The 15,088-nt window shown below is 69.3% G+C and carries 13 protein-coding genes; 6 read left to right on the plus strand and 7 right to left on the minus strand.

Annotation, left to right across the window (positions count from 1 at the left end):
* Window positions 1-4: 4 nt before the first annotated feature.
* Window positions 5-1,513, plus strand: coding sequence for a CoA-acylating methylmalonate-semialdehyde dehydrogenase (locus ASC61_RS00480; RefSeq protein WP_056207814.1), 1,509 nt, complete (start codon window positions 5-7; stop codon window positions 1,511-1,513).
* Between the two features lie 96 nt (window positions 1,514-1,609).
* The gene (locus ASC61_RS00485) at window positions 1,610-2,929 is read left to right on the plus strand and encodes an aspartate aminotransferase family protein (protein ID WP_082530358.1); all 1,320 of its coding nucleotides are present in this window, start codon (window positions 1,610-1,612) and stop codon (window positions 2,927-2,929) included.
* 2 nt (window positions 2,930-2,931) lie between these two features.
* On the opposite strand, the gene ASC61_RS00490 is transcribed toward ASC61_RS00485, so the two are convergent.
* Window positions 2,932-4,170 carry an MFS transporter gene (locus tag ASC61_RS00490; protein WP_056207821.1) on the minus strand — a complete coding sequence of 413 codons (1,239 nt, stop codon included), beginning with the start codon at window positions 4,168-4,170 and terminating at the stop codon, window positions 2,932-2,934.
* A 72-nt stretch (window positions 4,171-4,242) separates the two neighbouring features.
* Between ASC61_RS00490 and ASC61_RS00495 the strand changes: the two genes are divergently transcribed.
* The 3 genes from ASC61_RS00495 to ASC61_RS00505 all read left to right on the plus strand — a co-directional run bounded on the left by ASC61_RS00495 (window position 4,243) and on the right by ASC61_RS00505 (window position 6,704).
* Window positions 4,243-4,815, plus strand: coding sequence for a MarR family winged helix-turn-helix transcriptional regulator (locus ASC61_RS00495; protein ID WP_082530359.1), 573 nt, complete (start codon window positions 4,243-4,245; stop codon window positions 4,813-4,815).
* A 24-nt stretch (window positions 4,816-4,839) separates the two neighbouring features.
* Window positions 4,840-6,120 (plus strand): hypothetical protein, encoded by a 1,281-nt coding sequence (locus tag ASC61_RS00500; RefSeq protein WP_157439326.1) that lies wholly within the window; start codon window positions 4,840-4,842, stop codon window positions 6,118-6,120.
* 146 nt (window positions 6,121-6,266) lie between these two features.
* Complete coding sequence (locus tag ASC61_RS00505) at window positions 6,267-6,704, plus strand: hypothetical protein (RefSeq protein WP_056207827.1); 438 nt, start codon at window positions 6,267-6,269, stop codon at window positions 6,702-6,704.
* Here ASC61_RS00505 and ASC61_RS00510 read toward each other — a convergent pair.
* From ASC61_RS00510 to ASC61_RS00530, 5 genes are read right to left on the minus strand one after another with little or no spacing between them, the layout of a single operon-like run.
* Window positions 6,701-7,825: a cysteine desulfurase family protein gene (locus tag ASC61_RS00510; protein ID WP_056207829.1), complete on the minus strand. Its 1,125-nt coding sequence runs from the start codon at window positions 7,823-7,825 to the stop codon at window positions 6,701-6,703. The two genes, ASC61_RS00505 and ASC61_RS00510, sit on opposite strands and share 4 nt — an antisense overlap.
* Before the next feature lies 1 nt (window position 7,826).
* Window positions 7,827-8,669 carry a carboxylating nicotinate-nucleotide diphosphorylase gene (gene nadC, locus ASC61_RS00515; RefSeq protein ID WP_056207832.1) on the minus strand — a complete coding sequence of 281 codons (843 nt, stop codon included), beginning with the start codon at window positions 8,667-8,669 and terminating at the stop codon, window positions 7,827-7,829.
* Window positions 8,662-10,200 carry an L-aspartate oxidase gene (gene nadB, locus ASC61_RS00520; RefSeq protein ID WP_056207835.1) on the minus strand — a complete coding sequence of 513 codons (1,539 nt, stop codon included), beginning with the start codon at window positions 10,198-10,200 and terminating at the stop codon, window positions 8,662-8,664. The genes nadC and nadB overlap by 8 nt, the downstream gene beginning before the upstream one ends.
* Before the next feature lie 9 nt (window positions 10,201-10,209).
* Window positions 10,210-11,469 carry a quinolinate synthase NadA gene (gene nadA / locus ASC61_RS00525; RefSeq protein WP_056207838.1) on the minus strand — a complete coding sequence of 420 codons (1,260 nt, stop codon included), beginning with the start codon at window positions 11,467-11,469 and terminating at the stop codon, window positions 10,210-10,212.
* Window positions 11,466-12,152: an NUDIX hydrolase gene (locus tag ASC61_RS00530; protein WP_056215084.1), complete on the minus strand. Its 687-nt coding sequence runs from the start codon at window positions 12,150-12,152 to the stop codon at window positions 11,466-11,468. Before ASC61_RS00530 ends, nadA begins: the two co-directional genes overlap by 4 nt.
* 137 nt (window positions 12,153-12,289) lie before the next feature.
* Between ASC61_RS00530 and ASC61_RS00535 the strand changes: the two genes are divergently transcribed.
* Entirely contained in the window at window positions 12,290-13,798 is a 1,509-nt protein-coding gene (locus ASC61_RS00535; protein WP_056207841.1) for an ATP-dependent DNA ligase, read from the plus strand.
* A 66-nt stretch (window positions 13,799-13,864) separates the two neighbouring features.
* Here the strand turns inward: ASC61_RS00535 and ASC61_RS00540 are convergent, their stop codons facing one another.
* A complete protein-coding gene (locus ASC61_RS00540; protein ID WP_056207844.1) occupies window positions 13,865-15,028 on the minus strand; it encodes a toll/interleukin-1 receptor domain-containing protein in 1,164 nt (387 codons plus the stop codon).
* Window positions 15,029-15,088: the final 60 nt, after the last annotated feature.

Raw genomic sequence — 15,088 nt, forward strand, 5'->3', positions numbered from 1 at the left:
GAGCATGAGCGAAAAGAAGGTCATCGGGCACTGGCTCGACAACAGCATCCACATCGGCAGCTCCGGGCGCTTCGGCGACGTGACCAACCCGGCCACCGGTGAGGTCACCGCACAGGTCGCCTTCGCCGACGAGGCCGACGCCGCGCGGGTCATCGCCGCAGCCAAGGCCGCCGCCCCGGGCTGGGCCTCGGCATCGCTGACGACCCGCACCAAGGTGCTGTTCCGCTTCCGCGAGCTGCTCAACGAGCGCAAGGAAGAGCTCGCCGCGATCATCACGGCCGAGCACGGCAAGGTGCTCTCGGACGCGCTCGGCGAGGTCTCGCGGGGGCTCGAGGTCGTCGAGTTCGCCTGCGGCATGCCGCACCTGCTCAAGGGTTCGCACTCCGAGGGTGTCTCGACCGGCGTCGACCTGCACTCCAAGCGCCAGCCGCTCGGCGTCGTCGGAATCATCAGCCCGTTCAACTTCCCGGCCATGGTGCCGATGTGGTTCTACCCGATCGCGATCGGCGCCGGGAACACCGTCGTGGTGAAGCCCAGCGAGAAGGACCCGTCGGCCGTGCTGTGGACCGCCGAGCTGTGGAAGGAGGCCGGCCTGCCCGACGGCGTGTTCAACGTGCTCCAGGGCGACAAGGTCGCCGTCGACGCGCTCCTGGACTCTCCCGACGTCAAGTCGATCAGCTTCGTCGGCTCCACGCCGATCGCCCGGTACGTCTTCGAGCGCGCCAGCCAGGCCGGCAAGCGCGTGCAGGCCCTCGGCGGCGCCAAGAACCACATGCTGGTGCTGCCCGACGCCGACCTCGACCTCGCGGCCGACGCCGCGGTCAACGCCGGCTACGGCTCCGCCGGCGAGCGCTGCATGGCGATCAGCGTCGTCGTCGCCGTCGGCCCGATCGCCGACGACCTGGTCGACCGGATCGCATCGCGTACCAAGACCCTCCGCATCGGCGACGGCACACGCGGCACCGACATGGGACCGCTCGTCACGCTGGCACACCGCGACCGCGTCGCCTCGTTCGTCGAGGCCGGTGACGCTGCGGGCGCCAAGCTCGTGATCGACGGCCGCGAGTCGCCCGTCGACGGCGAGGACCACGGCTTCTGGCTCGGCCCGACGCTGTTCGACCACGTCACGCCCGACATGAGCATCTACACCGAGGAGATCTTCGGCCCGGTGCTCAGTGTCGTCCGCGCCGAGACGTACGACGAGGCCGTCGAGCTGATCAACGCCAACCCGTACGGCAACGGCGTCGCGATCTTCACCAACAACGGCGGCGCCGCCCGCAAGTTCGAGGTCGACGTCGAGGTCGGCATGATCGGCATCAACGTGCCGATCCCCGTGCCGATGGCCTACTACTCGTTCGGTGGCTGGAAGAACTCGCTGTTCGGCGACACGCACGCGCACGGTGTCGAGGGCATCCACTTCTTCACGCGTGGCAAGGTGATCACGAGCCGTTGGGCCGATCCGGCGGTCTCGCCGACCGGAGGCCTCGAGCTCGCGTTCCCCACCCATGACTAGGGAGCCGGCCGCCGCCGGTCGAGGAGCGTAGGCGCCCGCGGCCGAAGCCTCGAAACCCCGCAAGCTGACAACGCAACGACCCAAGGAGTGCCCCCGATGAGCCGCACGTACGACCTCGACCGCGCCCACGTGTTCCACTCCTGGTCCGCGCAGGCCGAGCTCTCCCCCATGGTCATCGCCGGCGCGTCCGGCAGCGAGGTGTGGGACGAGGACGGCACGCGCTACCTCGACTTCTCGAGTCAGCTCGTGTTCACCAACATCGGGCACCAGCATCCCAAGGTCGTCGCGGCGATCCAGGAGCAGGCCGCCACGCTCTGCACCATCGGCCCGCCGTTCGCCAACGCCGCTCGTTCGGAGGCAGCCCGGCTCATCGCCGAGCGCGCACCCGACGGCATGGAGCGCGTCTTCTTCACCAACGGTGGCGCCGACGCCAACGAGCACGCGATCCGCATGGCCCGGCTGCACACCGGGCGGCCCAAGGTCCTGTCGACCTACCGGTCGTACCACGGCGGCACCCAGACGGCGATCAACGTGACGGGCGACCCTCGGCGCTGGGCGAGCGACTCGGCGTCGGCGGGCACGGTGCACTTCTTCGGGCCGTTCCTCTACCGCTCGGAGTTCCACGCGACGACGGAGGCCGAGGAGTGCGAGCGCGCGTTGCAGCACCTCGACCACGTGATCCGCAACGAGGGTCCGGCGACGATCGCGGCGATCATCCTCGAGACGATTCCCGGCACCGCCGGCATCATGGTGCCGCCTCCGGGCTACCTCGCCGGCGTCCGGGCGCTGTGCGACGAGCACGGCATCATGCTGATCGCCGACGAGGTCATGAGCGGCTTCGGTCGTACGGGCGCCTGGTTCGCGATCGACCACTTCGACGTCGTGCCGGACCTCATCACGTTCGCCAAGGGGGTCAACTCCGGCTACGTGCCGCTCGGCGGCGTCATCATCAGTGACGCGATCGTCGAGACGTTCGCGCATCGCGCCTATCCCGGCGGCCTGACCTACTCGGGCCACCCGCTCGCCGCCGCTGCGGCGGTCGCCACGATCACCACCATGGCCCAGGAGGGCATCGTCGAGAACGCTGCGCGCCTGGGCACCGAGATCTTCGGACCCGGCCTCGCCGAGATCGCCGAGCGGCACGCTTGCGTCGGTGAGGTCCGCGGCCTCGGCGCGTTCTGGGCCATCGAGCTCGTCGCCGATCCCGAGACGCGCGAGCCGCTCGCGCCCTACGGCGGCAGCAGCCCGGCGATGAACGACATCATCGCGGCGTGCAAGAAGGCCGGCATGCTCCCGTTCGCCAACTTCAACCGCATCCACGTCGTGCCGCCGTGCGTCATCAGCGACGACGAGGCGCGCCGCGGCCTGGCGGTCATCGACGAGGCCTTGGCAATCGGCGACGCCGTCGTCGCCTGAGGTCAGACCCCGACCGAGACCTCGGCGCGGCGCTCGAGCCGGCGCACGGCCGGGGACGTGAGCGACAGCAGCGCCGAGCCACCCATGACGGCGGCGACGACCAGGAGCCAGCGGTCGAACCCGACGGCCGAGGCGATCGGACCGGTGACGACCAGCCCGAGCGGCCTGGCGACGTACGATCCGACGATGTCGAACGAGTAGACGCGGGCGAGCTTGTCCTCGGGGATGTTCTGCTGGATCGACAGGTCCCAGTTGACGCTGAAGATCTCGAGCCCGAAGCCGTGCAGGAACGCGCCGAGCAGCAGCAGCGGCAGGTGGTCGGACAGGGCCATCGCCAACGGGAACGCTGCGGTCAGGGCCAGCAGCGCCGTGCCGACGAACAGTCCGCGCCGCGGCCGCCACCGCAACGTCACCACGCCGCCGATGATGAACCCCAGCATCAAGGCGCCGAGAGCCCAGCCCCACGCCGAGCGGCCCAGCGAGTCCCCGACCACGATGGGGCCGAGCACGCCCTGCACTCCCCCGTAGAACAGGTGGTAGAGCAGCGCCTGGCCGATCAACAGCCAGAGCCAGGTGTGGCGGAACACCTCCGCGGCGCCGGCCCGCAGGTCGCCCAGGAGAGACGGTGCCTTCTCGAGCGCCACCACTCGCGGCACGCGGATCAACCCGAAGCACCCGGCAGCGACCGCGAAGGTACCTGCGTCGACCGCGATGGCCCACCCCGAGCCGAAGACGGCGACGAGCGAGCCGGCGCCGGAGAACCCGATCACCATCGCGCCGTTCTGGGCCAGACGGCGAATGGCCACCGCCTTCGGCAGCTCCTCGGCGGGCACGGTCTGTCGAGTGAGCGCCGAGGACGACGGGCCGCTGAGCGCACCCAGGCAGCCGTTGAGCACGCCACCGACCGCCAGCAGCGGGATCGTCGCCCAGCCGCCGATGAGCGCGACCGCGATGAGCGCCTGGAACACCGCGGCAGCCGCCGCCGAGCCCTGCAGCATCAGCTGGCGGGGCAGCCGGTCGCCCAGCACGCCGCCGGCGAGCACCGTCAGCACCTCCGCGGCTGCGAACGCCGAGACCACGAGTCCGAGGTCGGTCGCGGATCCGCCGAGGTCGAGCACCGCGAACGCGAGGGCGACCGGGGTGATGGCATTGCCGAGGGCGCTGACCGTGGCGCCGGAGACCAGGTAGCGGTAGTCCGGGTGCGCGAGTGGACCGCTGTTGAAGGTGCGGCGAGCGTTCATGCGACCAAAGTAGTTCGTCAGCGAACTATTCGTCAACAAACTAGTTCGGTGCAATCGCGATAGCATGCGGACATGGCCGAGACCGACTGGACCGACCGGCACGTCGCCCGATGGCGCGATCACTGGGTCGACGTCCCGTTCGACGACGATGTCGAGGGCTTGGTCGTTCGCATCGGCCGCCTGCAGCGCTACCTGAAGGGCACGAAGCAGCGGGCCGTGACCGAGACCGGGCTGCAGGACTTCGAGTACGACACGCTGCACTCGTTGATGATCCGGGACACCCCCGGCACCGCCTCCCCCACGGACCTCGCCGACGAGCTGGGCATCTCGGGCGCCGGCATGACCGGTCGCCTCGACAAGCTGGAGCAGGCCGGTTGGGTGCAGAGGACCGTCGCGCCTGACGACCGGCGCCGGGTGGTCGTCGAGATCACCAGGGCCGGCGCGGACATCTGGCGGCGCGCCATGGCCCTGCGCGGTTCGCAGGAGCAGGAGATGGTGGCCGTGCTCAGCGCCAAGGAGCGTGCCACGATCAACCGCCTGCTGCGGAAGATGACGCTGCACGTCGAGTCGAAGGACGCCGCCATCCCACCCCGCACGCCCGGCAAGGCCTCGGACGGCGAGTCTCACGGGTCGCCTAGGGTGTAGCGCGACACCATCGGGGGAACACACATGCATTCACGATCCGGCTTCAGCCTGCGCCGGCTCGCTGTGGGGCTGGCGATCGCGGCTCTGCTCGCAGCGTGCGGTGGCGACAAGACGTACACCGCATCGGACGTGCCGCGCAGCGATCCGGCCAACGCGCTGAAGTTCTTCGCCGACCAGGATCTCGACGCGGGAGATGGCTCGGTCGGGCACACCTTCGAGTACGTGCACGAGCGCACGTGGGACGCGGCGGGCTGGCGCTCGCTCGCCCGCACCCTGGACGCTGCGACGACCGACGGCGACTTCATCCTCGAGCCGACCAGCTGGCAATCGCGCAGCGCCGCGCTCATCGCCTCGCGGGTGCTGACCTACATCCCGCAACGCTCGGACATCGACGACCTGCCCGCGCTGTTGCGCGAGAAGGGGGCGGGAGACGCCGCCGTGCACCTGGCACACATCGTGACGACGTACGCCGTGGCGTTCGACGTGGACGCGGACGCCCAGGTCAAGCCCCGCACCTGGAACCCGGAGGCCGACTTCGCCGGCGGTGAGCTGCAGAACGTACCGATGATCGAGCGGGACGACGCAGCCCGCGTGCTGCGCCTGGCGCTGGCGACCGATGCGGGGTTCGCCGAGCTCCGCACCGGCTTCAACGACTACCGCGCCCGCAAGTTCACCTACTTCGCCGACCGGGTGCGCAGTGGGAAGGCCGACGACGACAACCCGTACGCGACGGCGATCGCTGCGATGGGCGGTGACATCGCCGTCGAGCAGGCAGTGCTCGAGCAGATCCGCAAGGACCCCACCCGCACGCGCGCGCAACGGAATGCTCGCCTCAACGCCTGGATCGAGGCCGGAACGGACGTGTTCGACCGGGTCGGCGAGATCAAGCCCGGCGCGTCAGACCTGCGGCCCGACGGCAAGACGCTGACGGGCGTGATCTCCCGCGACGCCGGCTTCCGTTCCTCGATCGCCAGTGAAGCGCTCGACGCCGAGGCGCCGACTCGTCAGCCCGGCGACCCCGCGCTCGCCGACGACGCAGCGCTCGCTGAGTGGTATCTCTTCGCCGTGACCATCGACCGGGCCGGCCTGTGGAAGGACGCCGACGCGCTCGACATCGTCCGTCCCGGCGGTTCCCTGATCTCGTGGGACGACCTGAGGGCTCAGCCGAAGTCGGGCCGGGACGCGTTCCTCCGCCAGCTCACCGACCGCGGCGTGGTCACGGGTTTCGGACCGGTCGAGAGCCTCTACCGCCAGCTCGGAGGAGCCTTCACCGAGGCGGCCACCCCTCTCGGCAACCATCGGTGACGAGCTGACGGTTGCCGGCCGACCTGACCGTGCAACCCGCTCGGAGTCGTTGTCCAGCCTTCACTCCCCGGTAGCCCGAAACGGCCCCGCCAGGGGAATGCCGACGTTATGGTGAGCCACAAGCCACCTCAAGACAAGGACTCACCATGGGACTGTTCGGAAACAAGAAGAGCCAGGAAGAACGCACCGAGGATGCCATGAAGAAGGCCGAGGATCTCGTCGGCGGCAAGGGCGTCATGGGCAAGGTCACCAAGGGGTTCATGGGCAAGGAGTTCACGGACCAGATGAGCCAGGGCCTGCAAGCCGGGCGCGATGCGCAGGCCGCCGTGGCCGCCAACGCCGCTGCCGCTGCTGCCGGCATTCCCGGGACCAAGGCCACCGTCACCGCGCTCGCCGACACCGGCACGATGATCAACAACGATCCGGTCGTCAACCTCAGCGTGACGCTCGAGGGCGGCCAGAGCCTCCAGCTCGACCAGATCTTGGTCTCCAAGCTGCAGATCCCCCGCGTCGGCGACTCCGTGACGCTGATCCCCAACCCGGCGCAGCCCGGGTCGTACGTCTACGGCGGGCTCGCCGTCTAGCCCAGCGCGGACACCGCAGCGACAGCTCGTGCGAGCTCGGTCGCTGCGGTGTCGAGGTCCTCTGCGGTCGTCGTACGCCCGAAGGTGAACCGCACCGCGGTCTGGGCGACCGGACCGTCGTAGCCCATCGCCGTGAGCACGTGGGACGGCTCGTCGCTGCCCGCGGCGCAGGCCGAGCCGCTCGAGCACACGATCCCGCGGGCCTCGAGCTCGAGCAGGATCGTCTCGCCGTTCGTGCCCGGGAAGACGAACGAGGCGCTGCCGGGCAGCCGGTGGTTGCGGTGTCCCGTGAGCTCGGCTCCGGGCACGTCGGCCAGGACCCGGTCGATGAACGCGTCCCGGCGCGCGATCGTCTCGTCGTTGGAGCCGCCGGTGAGCGTGAACGCCGTGGCCATGCCGACGGCTGCGGCGACGTTCTCGGTGCCGGATCGGCGTCCGGACTCCTGCCCGCCGCCGTGGATCAGCGGCTCCCACCGCGTGCCCCGACGGACGTACAGGATGCCGATGCCCTTGGGCGCGCCGAGCTTGTGCCCGGAGACGCTCATCGCCTGCACGCCCAGCCGGTCGACGTCGAGGTCGAGCCAGCCGGCGGCCTGCACGGCGTCGGTGTGGAACGGCACGCCCTTGGCAGCCGCGAGCCTCGACAGCGACTCGACCTGCTGGATCGTGCCGACCTCGTTGTTGGCGTACTGGATGCTGACGAGCGTCGTGTCGTCGCGAAGCGCCTCGGTCAGCGCGGCCGGCTGCACCATGCCATCGTGGTCGACGTCGAGGACCGTGACGTCGTAGCCGAGACGGCCGAGGAACTCCGCGGACTCCAGCACCGCCGGGTGCTCGATCGAGGACACGATGACGTGCTTGCCGCGCGGGGCAGCCAGCGCGATGCCCTTGATCGCGGCGTTGTCGGACTCGGTGCCGCCGGACGTGAAGGTGATCTCGGACGCACGCGCGCCGAGCGCCTGCGCGACGTCGGCCCGCGCCTGCTCGAGCGCCCGGCTGGCCGACTCCCCGACCTCGTGATGGCTCGACGGGTTGCCGAAGTCAGGCCCGAAGTAGGGCCACATCGCCTCGAGCACCTCCCGCTTGAGCGGGGTGGTTGCTGCCTCGTCGAGATAGATCACGTCAGGAAACCGTGATGTCGAGCCCGAGGTCGAGCGCCCGCACGCTGTGGGTCAGCGCTCCGACGGAGATCACGTCGACGCCCGTACGTGCGACCTCCGCGATCGTGTCGAGCGTGATGCCGCCGCTGGCCTCGACCAGCGCGCGGCCGGCGATCGTGGCGACACCCGTGCGCAGGTCGTCGAGGCTGAAGTTGTCGAGCATGATCGTGCCCGCGGCGCCGGAGTCGAGCACCGCCTCGAGCTGCTCCAGCCGGTCGACCTCGACCTCGATGTGCGTCGTGTGGGGCAGGTCGGCCTTGGCCTGGCGCAGCGCTGCGGTGAGGTCGGGGATCACCGCAAGGTGGTTGTCCTTGGCCATTACGGCGTCCGACAGCGAGTAGCGGTGGTTGTGCCCGCCGCCGCAGCGTACGGCGTGGCGCTCGAGGGCGCGCAGGCCCGGAGTCGTCTTGCGGGTGTCGACGACGCGAGCGCCGGTGCCGGCCACGGCCTCGACGTACGTCGCAGTGAGGGTCGCGATGCCGGTCATGCGCTGCACGAGGTTGAGCGCGACCCGCTCGGCCTGGAGCACCGCGCGCGCCGGACCTTCGACGTGCGCGAGCACGGCGCCGGTGTCGAACCGGTCGCCGTCGGTTGCCTCGAGAGTCACCTTGACCGACGGGTCGAGCGTCGTCATCGCGACCTCGAACACCTCGGCGCCGGCGAAGACGCCCGGCTCGCGGGCCACCAGGTCGGCACGCGCCACCGCGGTCTCGGGCACCAGCGTCTGTGACGTCAGGTCGCCGAACGGCGCGTCCTCGTCGAGCGCCAGGTCGACCACGCGCTGGATCTGCCGCCGCTCAAGCATGCTGCGGCGCGATCGACGAGTGGGTGGCCTGAGCGGGATCGGTCTCGGGGAAGTCGGTCCGGTAGTGAGCCCCGCGGGACTCACGACGCGCCAGGGCGCTGGCCACGATCGCGCGGGCCACGACGAGCAGGTTGGCGTCCTCGGCGGACTTGGCGTCGGTGGCGACCGGCGCCCGCCACTCGGCCAGCGTCGCGAGCGCGCGCTCGAGATCCTCGCCGTCGCGCGAGAGGCCGGCGGCGTCCCACATGAGCTGCTGCAGGTCGCTGCGGTTGACGTCGTCGCCGTCGGGGTCGTCGGCGAGGTCGACCGCGATCGCTGCCGGCCAGTCGCCGTCGAAGTCCACGAGCGGCGCCGGGTCGTTGATGCCTTCGATGACCCGGGTGCCGTAGACGGCGCCTTCGAGCAACGAGTTGGACGCGAGCCGGTTGGCACCGTGCAGCCCGTTGCAGGCGGCCTCGCCTGCGGCGTAGAGCCCCGGGATCGAGGTGCGGCCCCACTCGTCGGTGCGGATGCCGCCCATGTAGTAGTGGGCGGCCGGCGTCACCGGGATCGGCACCTCGCCCCAGTCGAAGCCCTGCGCGCGGCAGGCTGCGTCGATGTTGGGGAACCGCTTGGCGAGGAACTCCGCACCCAGCGCCGTCGCATCGAGGCGTACGGGGATGCCGGGCTGCTTGGCCATCTGGGCGGCGATGCCGCGGGCGACGACGTCACGCGGTGCCAGCTCGGCATCGGGATGCACGTCCAGCATGAACCGCTTGCCGTCGGCGTCGATCAGGGTGGCACCCTCACCGCGTACGGCTTCGGACACCAGGAAGTTGCCCGGCGCGTCGAGCGATGTCGGGTGGAACTGGTAGAACTCCAGGTCCGCGGCGACGGCGCCGGCGCGCAACGCCATGCCCAGCCCGTCGGCGGTCGCGACCTCGGGGTTGGTCGTGTAGCGGAACAGCTGCCCCGCGCCACCCGTCGCCAGGATCACCGCGTCGGCCCGCACCTCCTCGCCGTCGAGGAGGCGCACCCCGACCGCGCGCCCGTCGGCGACGATCACGTCGACCACGGTCGTACGCTCGCGCACCGTCACGGCGCTCTCGCGGATGCGGTCGATCAAGGCGTACGCGATGCCGGCACCCGTGGCGTCTCCCCCGGCGTGCAGGATGCGCGCGTAGGAATGGGCCGCCTCGAGGCCGTGTGACAGCTGCCCGTCGTGCCGGTCGAACCGGACGCCACGGGCGATGAGCTCGTCCATCGCAGCGGGGCCCTCGGCGCAGAGGATGCGCACGGTGTCCTCGTCGCTCAAGCCCGCGCCGGCGACGAGCGTGTCGCCGACATGGGAATCGACGCTGTCACCGAGGCGCGGCGCGCCGGGATCGGTCATCGCGTCGATCACCACCGCGACGCCGCCTTGGGCGTAGCGGGTGTTGCTCTGTGCCAGGTCGGCCTTGGTGAAGAGCGTGACGTCGTACGCGTCCACGGCTTCGAGGGCGGCGGTCATGCCGGCCACCCCGCTGCCGACGACGATGATGCTGTTGCGCATGGCGGATCCTTACTTCGGGAGCGCCGCGAGCATGCGCTCGAGCGCGACCTTGGCGTCGGTGGCGATGTCGTCGGGGACGACGATCTCGTTGCGGAGCTCGCCGTCGGCGAGTCCGTCGAGCGTCCAGGCGAGGTAGCCGGGGTGGATGCGGTACATCGTCGAGCACGGGCACACGACCGGGTCGAGGCAGAAGATCGTGCGGTCCGGGAACTCGGCAGCGAGCCGGTTGACCATGTTGACCTCGGTGCCGATCGCGATGACGTCACCGGGCTCGGACGCGATGACGTACTTGCGGATCGCGTCGGTCGAGCCGGCGGCGTCCGCGGCGTCGACCACCGGCATGGGGCTCTCGGGGTGGACGATGACCTTGACGCCGGGGAACTCGGCGCGCGCCTTGTCGATCTGCGCGACCGTGAAGCGCTTGTGCACCGAGCAGAACCCGTGCCAGAGGATGACCTTGGCGTCGTGGAGCTCCTCGACGGTGTTGCCGCCGAGCTCCTTGCGCGGGCTCCACATCGGCATCTGCTCGAGCGGGATGCCCATCGCCTTGGCGGTGTTGCGGCCGAGGTGCTGGTCGGGGAAGAACAGGACGCGCTGACCTCGTTCGAAGGCCCACTCGAGGACCGTCGCGGCGTTGGACGACGTGCAGACGATGCCGCCGTGGCGGCCGCAGAACGCCTTGAGCGCAGCCGACGAGTTCATGTAGGTCACCGGGATGACCGGCTGCCTGCCGTCGGCGTCGGACTCGGTGCCGTAGACCGCCATGAGATCCTCCCAGCAGGCCTCGACCGAGTCCTCGTCGGCCATGTCGGCCATCGAGCAGCCGGCGGCGAGGTTGGGCAGGATCACGTGCTGCTCGGGACGCGCCAGGATGTCGGCGGTCTCGGCCATGAAGTGCACGCCGCAGAACACGATCGTGTCGGCGTCGGGCTTGGTCAGCGCCGCGTTGGCGAGCTGGAACGAGTCACCGACGAAGTCGGCGTACTGGATGACCTCGTCGCGCTGGTAGAAGTGGCCGAGGATCACGAGCCGGCTGCCGAGCTTGTCCTTGGCGGCGCGGATGCGGGCGTGCAGCTCGTCGTCGGTCATGCGCTGGTACTCCACGGGCAGCTGCCCGGGGCGTACGACGGGTTCGGGGATCACGTCGTTCTCGGAAGCGCCGGGACCGTAGCCGGGGAACGTGTCGAACTCCCACGGACCCTTGGCCAGCTCGACATCGCAGCTGGTGTCGGGTGCCGCGACGATCAGGTCGTTGATGGAGGTGGTCATCTGCGCTCCTCAGGGGCGTGTGACGGGGGTCCTGCCTGGAAGCGGAACAGGGCCGGTGGTCGGTGGCTCGTGCCCTGCAGGCAGGTGCCTGTGGGGACGAGGGTCTTGCTGGCCAGCGCCTGGCGGCGGAAGTTGGCCGGGTCGAGATGCGTGCGCAGGACGGCTTCGTGCACCGCCCGCAGCTCGGCGAGGGTGAACTCGACGGGCAGGAACGCGTGCGCGATCGGGGTGTAGGTGATCTTGGCGCGCAGCCGGGCGAGGGCGTAGTCGACGATCTCGGTGTGGTCGAACGCCAGCGGGGGCAGCTCGTCGGCGACGAACCACTCGACGTTCTCGCCGTCGACCGCGCGGGCGACCTCGTCGGGCTGCACGAGCGCCCAGTAGACGATCGAGACGACCCGGTCGTCGGGTGAGCGGTCGAGGCTGCCGAAGGCGTAGAGCTGCTCGAGGTAGTTGGGGGTGAGCCCGGTCGTACGTTCGAGGGTGTGGCGGGCGCTGGCCGCGAGGTCCTCGTCGGCCTCGAGGGGGCCGCCAGGCAGGGCCCACTGGCCCTCGTAGGGCTCACGGATGCGGCGCACGAGAGGCAGCCACAGCGTCATGAGGCCGCTCTCGGGGTGCGGGCGGAGCGCGAAGATCACGGTCGAGACCGCGAGGGAGACCCGCTGGTCGATCGCCGAGTGCATCGTCACGTCGTGGGTCCTTCCGCTCTCAGTCGTACTTAAGGTTGAGTTGACTCTAAGGTCACTGTAGTGGGCACCTTAAAGTCATGTCAACCCTAAGTACGTCTTGTGGTGTCGGTGGTGGCGTCGATGATGGGTGCATGCTGCTTGCCGACGTCGTCGCCACGTCCACGGCTGTCGCCGCCACGCGATCACGGAACGCGAAGGCCACCGCGATCGCCGACTTGTTGGGCCGGGTCGCCGACGAGGGGGCAGACGTCATCCCGGTCGTCACGTCCTACCTCTCAGGCGTGCTGCGTCAGCGCCGCACAGGGCTGGGCTGGCGATCGTTGCAGGACCTGCCCGAGCCGGCGGACACCGCCACTCTCGACGTGGCCGAGGTCGACGCCGAGTTCGAGCGCATCGCGGCACTGGCCGGCGCCGGCTCGCAGGTCGCTCGCACCGAGGCGACCCGCAGCCTGTTCGCCCGCGCCACCGCCGACGAGCAGCGATGGTTGCGCGGCATCGTCACCGGCGAGGTCCGCCAGGGCGCACTCGACTCGTTGGTCCAGGAAGGGCTCGCCATCGCGGGTGGCATACCTGTCGCCGCGGTCCGCCGGGCCGCCATGATGGCGGGGTCGACCGTCGACGTCGCGGTCGCCGCCCTGATCGAAGGGGTCGGCGCTCTTGCGTTGTTCACGCTCCAGGTCGGCCGACCCGTGCTGCCGATGCTGGCCTCGACCGCCCCCACGGTCGAGGCGGCCATGGCCAAGGCCGGCGGCGGCGAGGTGGCGATCGACACCAAGCTCGACGGCATCCGCGTCCAGGTGCATCGCCAAGGCGACGACGTCCTCGTGGTCACCCGGTCGCTCGACGACGTGACCGACCGCCACCCTGACCTGGTCGCTCTCGCTCGTACGCTCCCCTGTCGCGACATCGTGCTCGACGGCGAAGTGCTCGCGCTCGGCCCGGACGGCCGGCCCCGCCCGTTCCAGGAGACCGCGTCCCGCACGACGGCTGCTGGCAAGGTCGTGCTGACCCCGGCCTTCTTCGACGTGCTCCACCTCGACGGTCGTGACCTCGTCGACGCTCCGACCGCCGACCGCCTCGCTGCGCTCGAGTCCGTGGTCCCCGAGGCCTACCGCGTGCGGCGCATCGTCACCGCGGACCCGGCCGAGGCGGAGGCCTTCGCCGCTGAGGTGCTGGCGTCCGGGCACGAAGGGGTCGTGGTCAAGAGCCTGACGGCGACCTATGCCGCCGGCCGGCGTGGCGCCAACTGGGTCAAGGTCAAGCCCGTGCACACGCTCGACCTCGTCGTGCTCGCGGTCGAACGCGGATCCGGCCGGCGCAGTGGCTGGCTGTCCAACATCCACCTCGGTGCCCGCGACGGCGACACTTACGTGATGCTCGGCAAGACGTTCAAGGGCATGACCGATGAGATCCTCGCCTGGCAGACCGAGCGGTTCCGTGAGCTGCAGAACGACGACGACGGCTACGTCGTCACGGTCCGCCCCGAGCAGGTCGTCGAGATCGCGTTCGACGGCGTCCAGCGGTCGACTCGCTACCCGGGTGGTGTGGCGCTGCGGTTCGCCCGCGTGATCCGCTACCGCGATGACAAGCCGGCGGCCGAGGCCGACACCATCGAGACCGTGCGGGCGTTCTTGAGCTAAATCTCGAGCGCTACCAGCACCTGCGGCTCGCACCGTGGTGCCATACACGAAGGCCGACGATCAGCCTTAGGAATCGACCCTCGATGAGGGCTCTTCAAGGTGATCGAGCAGTGATCGCCACGTCGCCACTAGTTGGATAGTGTCGCGAACGGAAGTTACCCCTCGTCGCGCTGGTCGGAGGGACTTACGAAGCGGCACGGAGAATGTCTCTGCGGGCTTCATTGCGGTTAGGAGCCCCTCCATCGACTGTTCGACGGAGCTCAAATCGCCGAACCCACTAATTACGGTCCGTAGGCCCTCCGCAAGCGGGCCGTCCTCGTTGGTCTCCCCGATCTCGATTGAGACCTGTTTTATGCCCGACAGAGCTTCATCCAGTCGCTTGGCCGCGGCGAACATCCGCTTTCCGTCGCGCTCGAGATCCAGAGCCGGCTGCTTGAACGCCAACGCGAGCCGCGTGGTCCACGTTTGCAACTGCTTGGGAGACGGATCGTCAGGCAGGTCGCCCACTTCACCTGGCACGCTGCCCAACGCTGTGATCGTTGGATTCAAGTGGTTTGCTGCATCGCCCATCTCGTCAATGGCTCTCTGCATCTCAATCATGTGCTCGGCGAGACCGGCCCGATCATCGTCGTCATCGTCCGCATTGGGCGAGGCTTCGCTCCCAGCCCGCCGCCGCGAAGTCAGCGAAGCATCGTTCTCCGATGCCTCACCCAGGGCAGTCTCAGCCCGGAGCAGAGCCTCAATCAACTTCTCGGCCAGCTTGGACATTTGCGTCAGCCAGGTCGAGGAATCGTAACCATCCAGCAGAGCATCTTCGATGCATTCATACTGGCGTTCCTCTGCGATTGCAGCGACGTCGTCCGTGCTATCGGGCCCGAAGAGCGGAGATTGGAAGACAAGTACAGGCAGTAGCAACTCGGTCACGCCTAGAACTTGAGCCTTGGTATGAAAAGTAAGGAATTCCTCGCGACAAGCAGGACGTTCAAGATAGGTCGCCGTCAGCAACGGGACGAACACCGTGGCGCCCTGCACGCTCTCTTCTAGCCTGTCCCGCCAGTTTTCGCCCCAGCCAATCGCATCCCGGTCCACAAAGACGTCCAATGCCCGACCTGACTTCGCCTTCACGAGCGCCTTCAATTTGCTCACGAACGGATCCACGAACCCAAACTCTTCGTCATCACTTCTGGCGTAACTCAGGAAAAGCTGGATGGGCGTTGGGTCGATCGGCATGGTCCTCCTGGGGCTAGCTGCTGTTGAAAGTATGGCGCGGGGGTGTGACAAATCATCCGA

The sequence above is a fragment of the Aeromicrobium sp. Root344 genome (assembly GCF_001425755.1).
GTDB lineage: Bacteria > Actinomycetota > Actinomycetes > Propionibacteriales > Nocardioidaceae > Aeromicrobium.

Excerpts from the sequence above, each read along its gene's own strand:
- nadC (WP_056207832.1), bottom strand. The coding sequence starts at position 8,669 with ATGCTTGAGCGGCGGCAGATCCAGCGCGTGGTCGACCTGGCGCTCGAC.
- ASC61_RS00480 (WP_056207814.1), top strand. The coding sequence starts at position 5 with ATGAGCGAAAAGAAGGTCATCGGGCACTGGCTCGACAACAGCATCCAC.
- nadB (WP_056207835.1), bottom strand. The coding sequence starts at position 10,200 with ATGCGCAACAGCATCATCGTCGTCGGCAGCGGGGTGGCCGGCATGACC.
- ASC61_RS00495 (WP_082530359.1), top strand. The coding sequence starts at position 4,243 with ATGGCCGAGACCGACTGGACCGACCGGCACGTCGCCCGATGGCGCGAT.
- ASC61_RS00530 (WP_056215084.1), bottom strand. The coding sequence starts at position 12,152 with ATGCACTCGGCGATCGACCAGCGGGTCTCCCTCGCGGTCTCGACCGTG.
- ASC61_RS00500 (WP_157439326.1), top strand. The coding sequence starts at position 4,840 with ATGCATTCACGATCCGGCTTCAGCCTGCGCCGGCTCGCTGTGGGGCTG.
- ASC61_RS00505 (WP_056207827.1), top strand. The coding sequence starts at position 6,267 with ATGGGACTGTTCGGAAACAAGAAGAGCCAGGAAGAACGCACCGAGGAT.
- ASC61_RS00485 (WP_082530358.1), top strand. The coding sequence starts at position 1,610 with ATGAGCCGCACGTACGACCTCGACCGCGCCCACGTGTTCCACTCCTGG.
- nadA (WP_056207838.1), bottom strand. The coding sequence starts at position 11,469 with ATGACCACCTCCATCAACGACCTGATCGTCGCGGCACCCGACACCAGC.
- ASC61_RS00535 (WP_056207841.1), top strand. The coding sequence starts at position 12,290 with ATGCTGCTTGCCGACGTCGTCGCCACGTCCACGGCTGTCGCCGCCACG.
- ASC61_RS00540 (WP_056207844.1), bottom strand. The coding sequence starts at position 15,028 with ATGCCGATCGACCCAACGCCCATCCAGCTTTTCCTGAGTTACGCCAGA.
- ASC61_RS00490 (WP_056207821.1), bottom strand. The coding sequence starts at position 4,170 with ATGAACGCTCGCCGCACCTTCAACAGCGGTCCACTCGCGCACCCGGAC.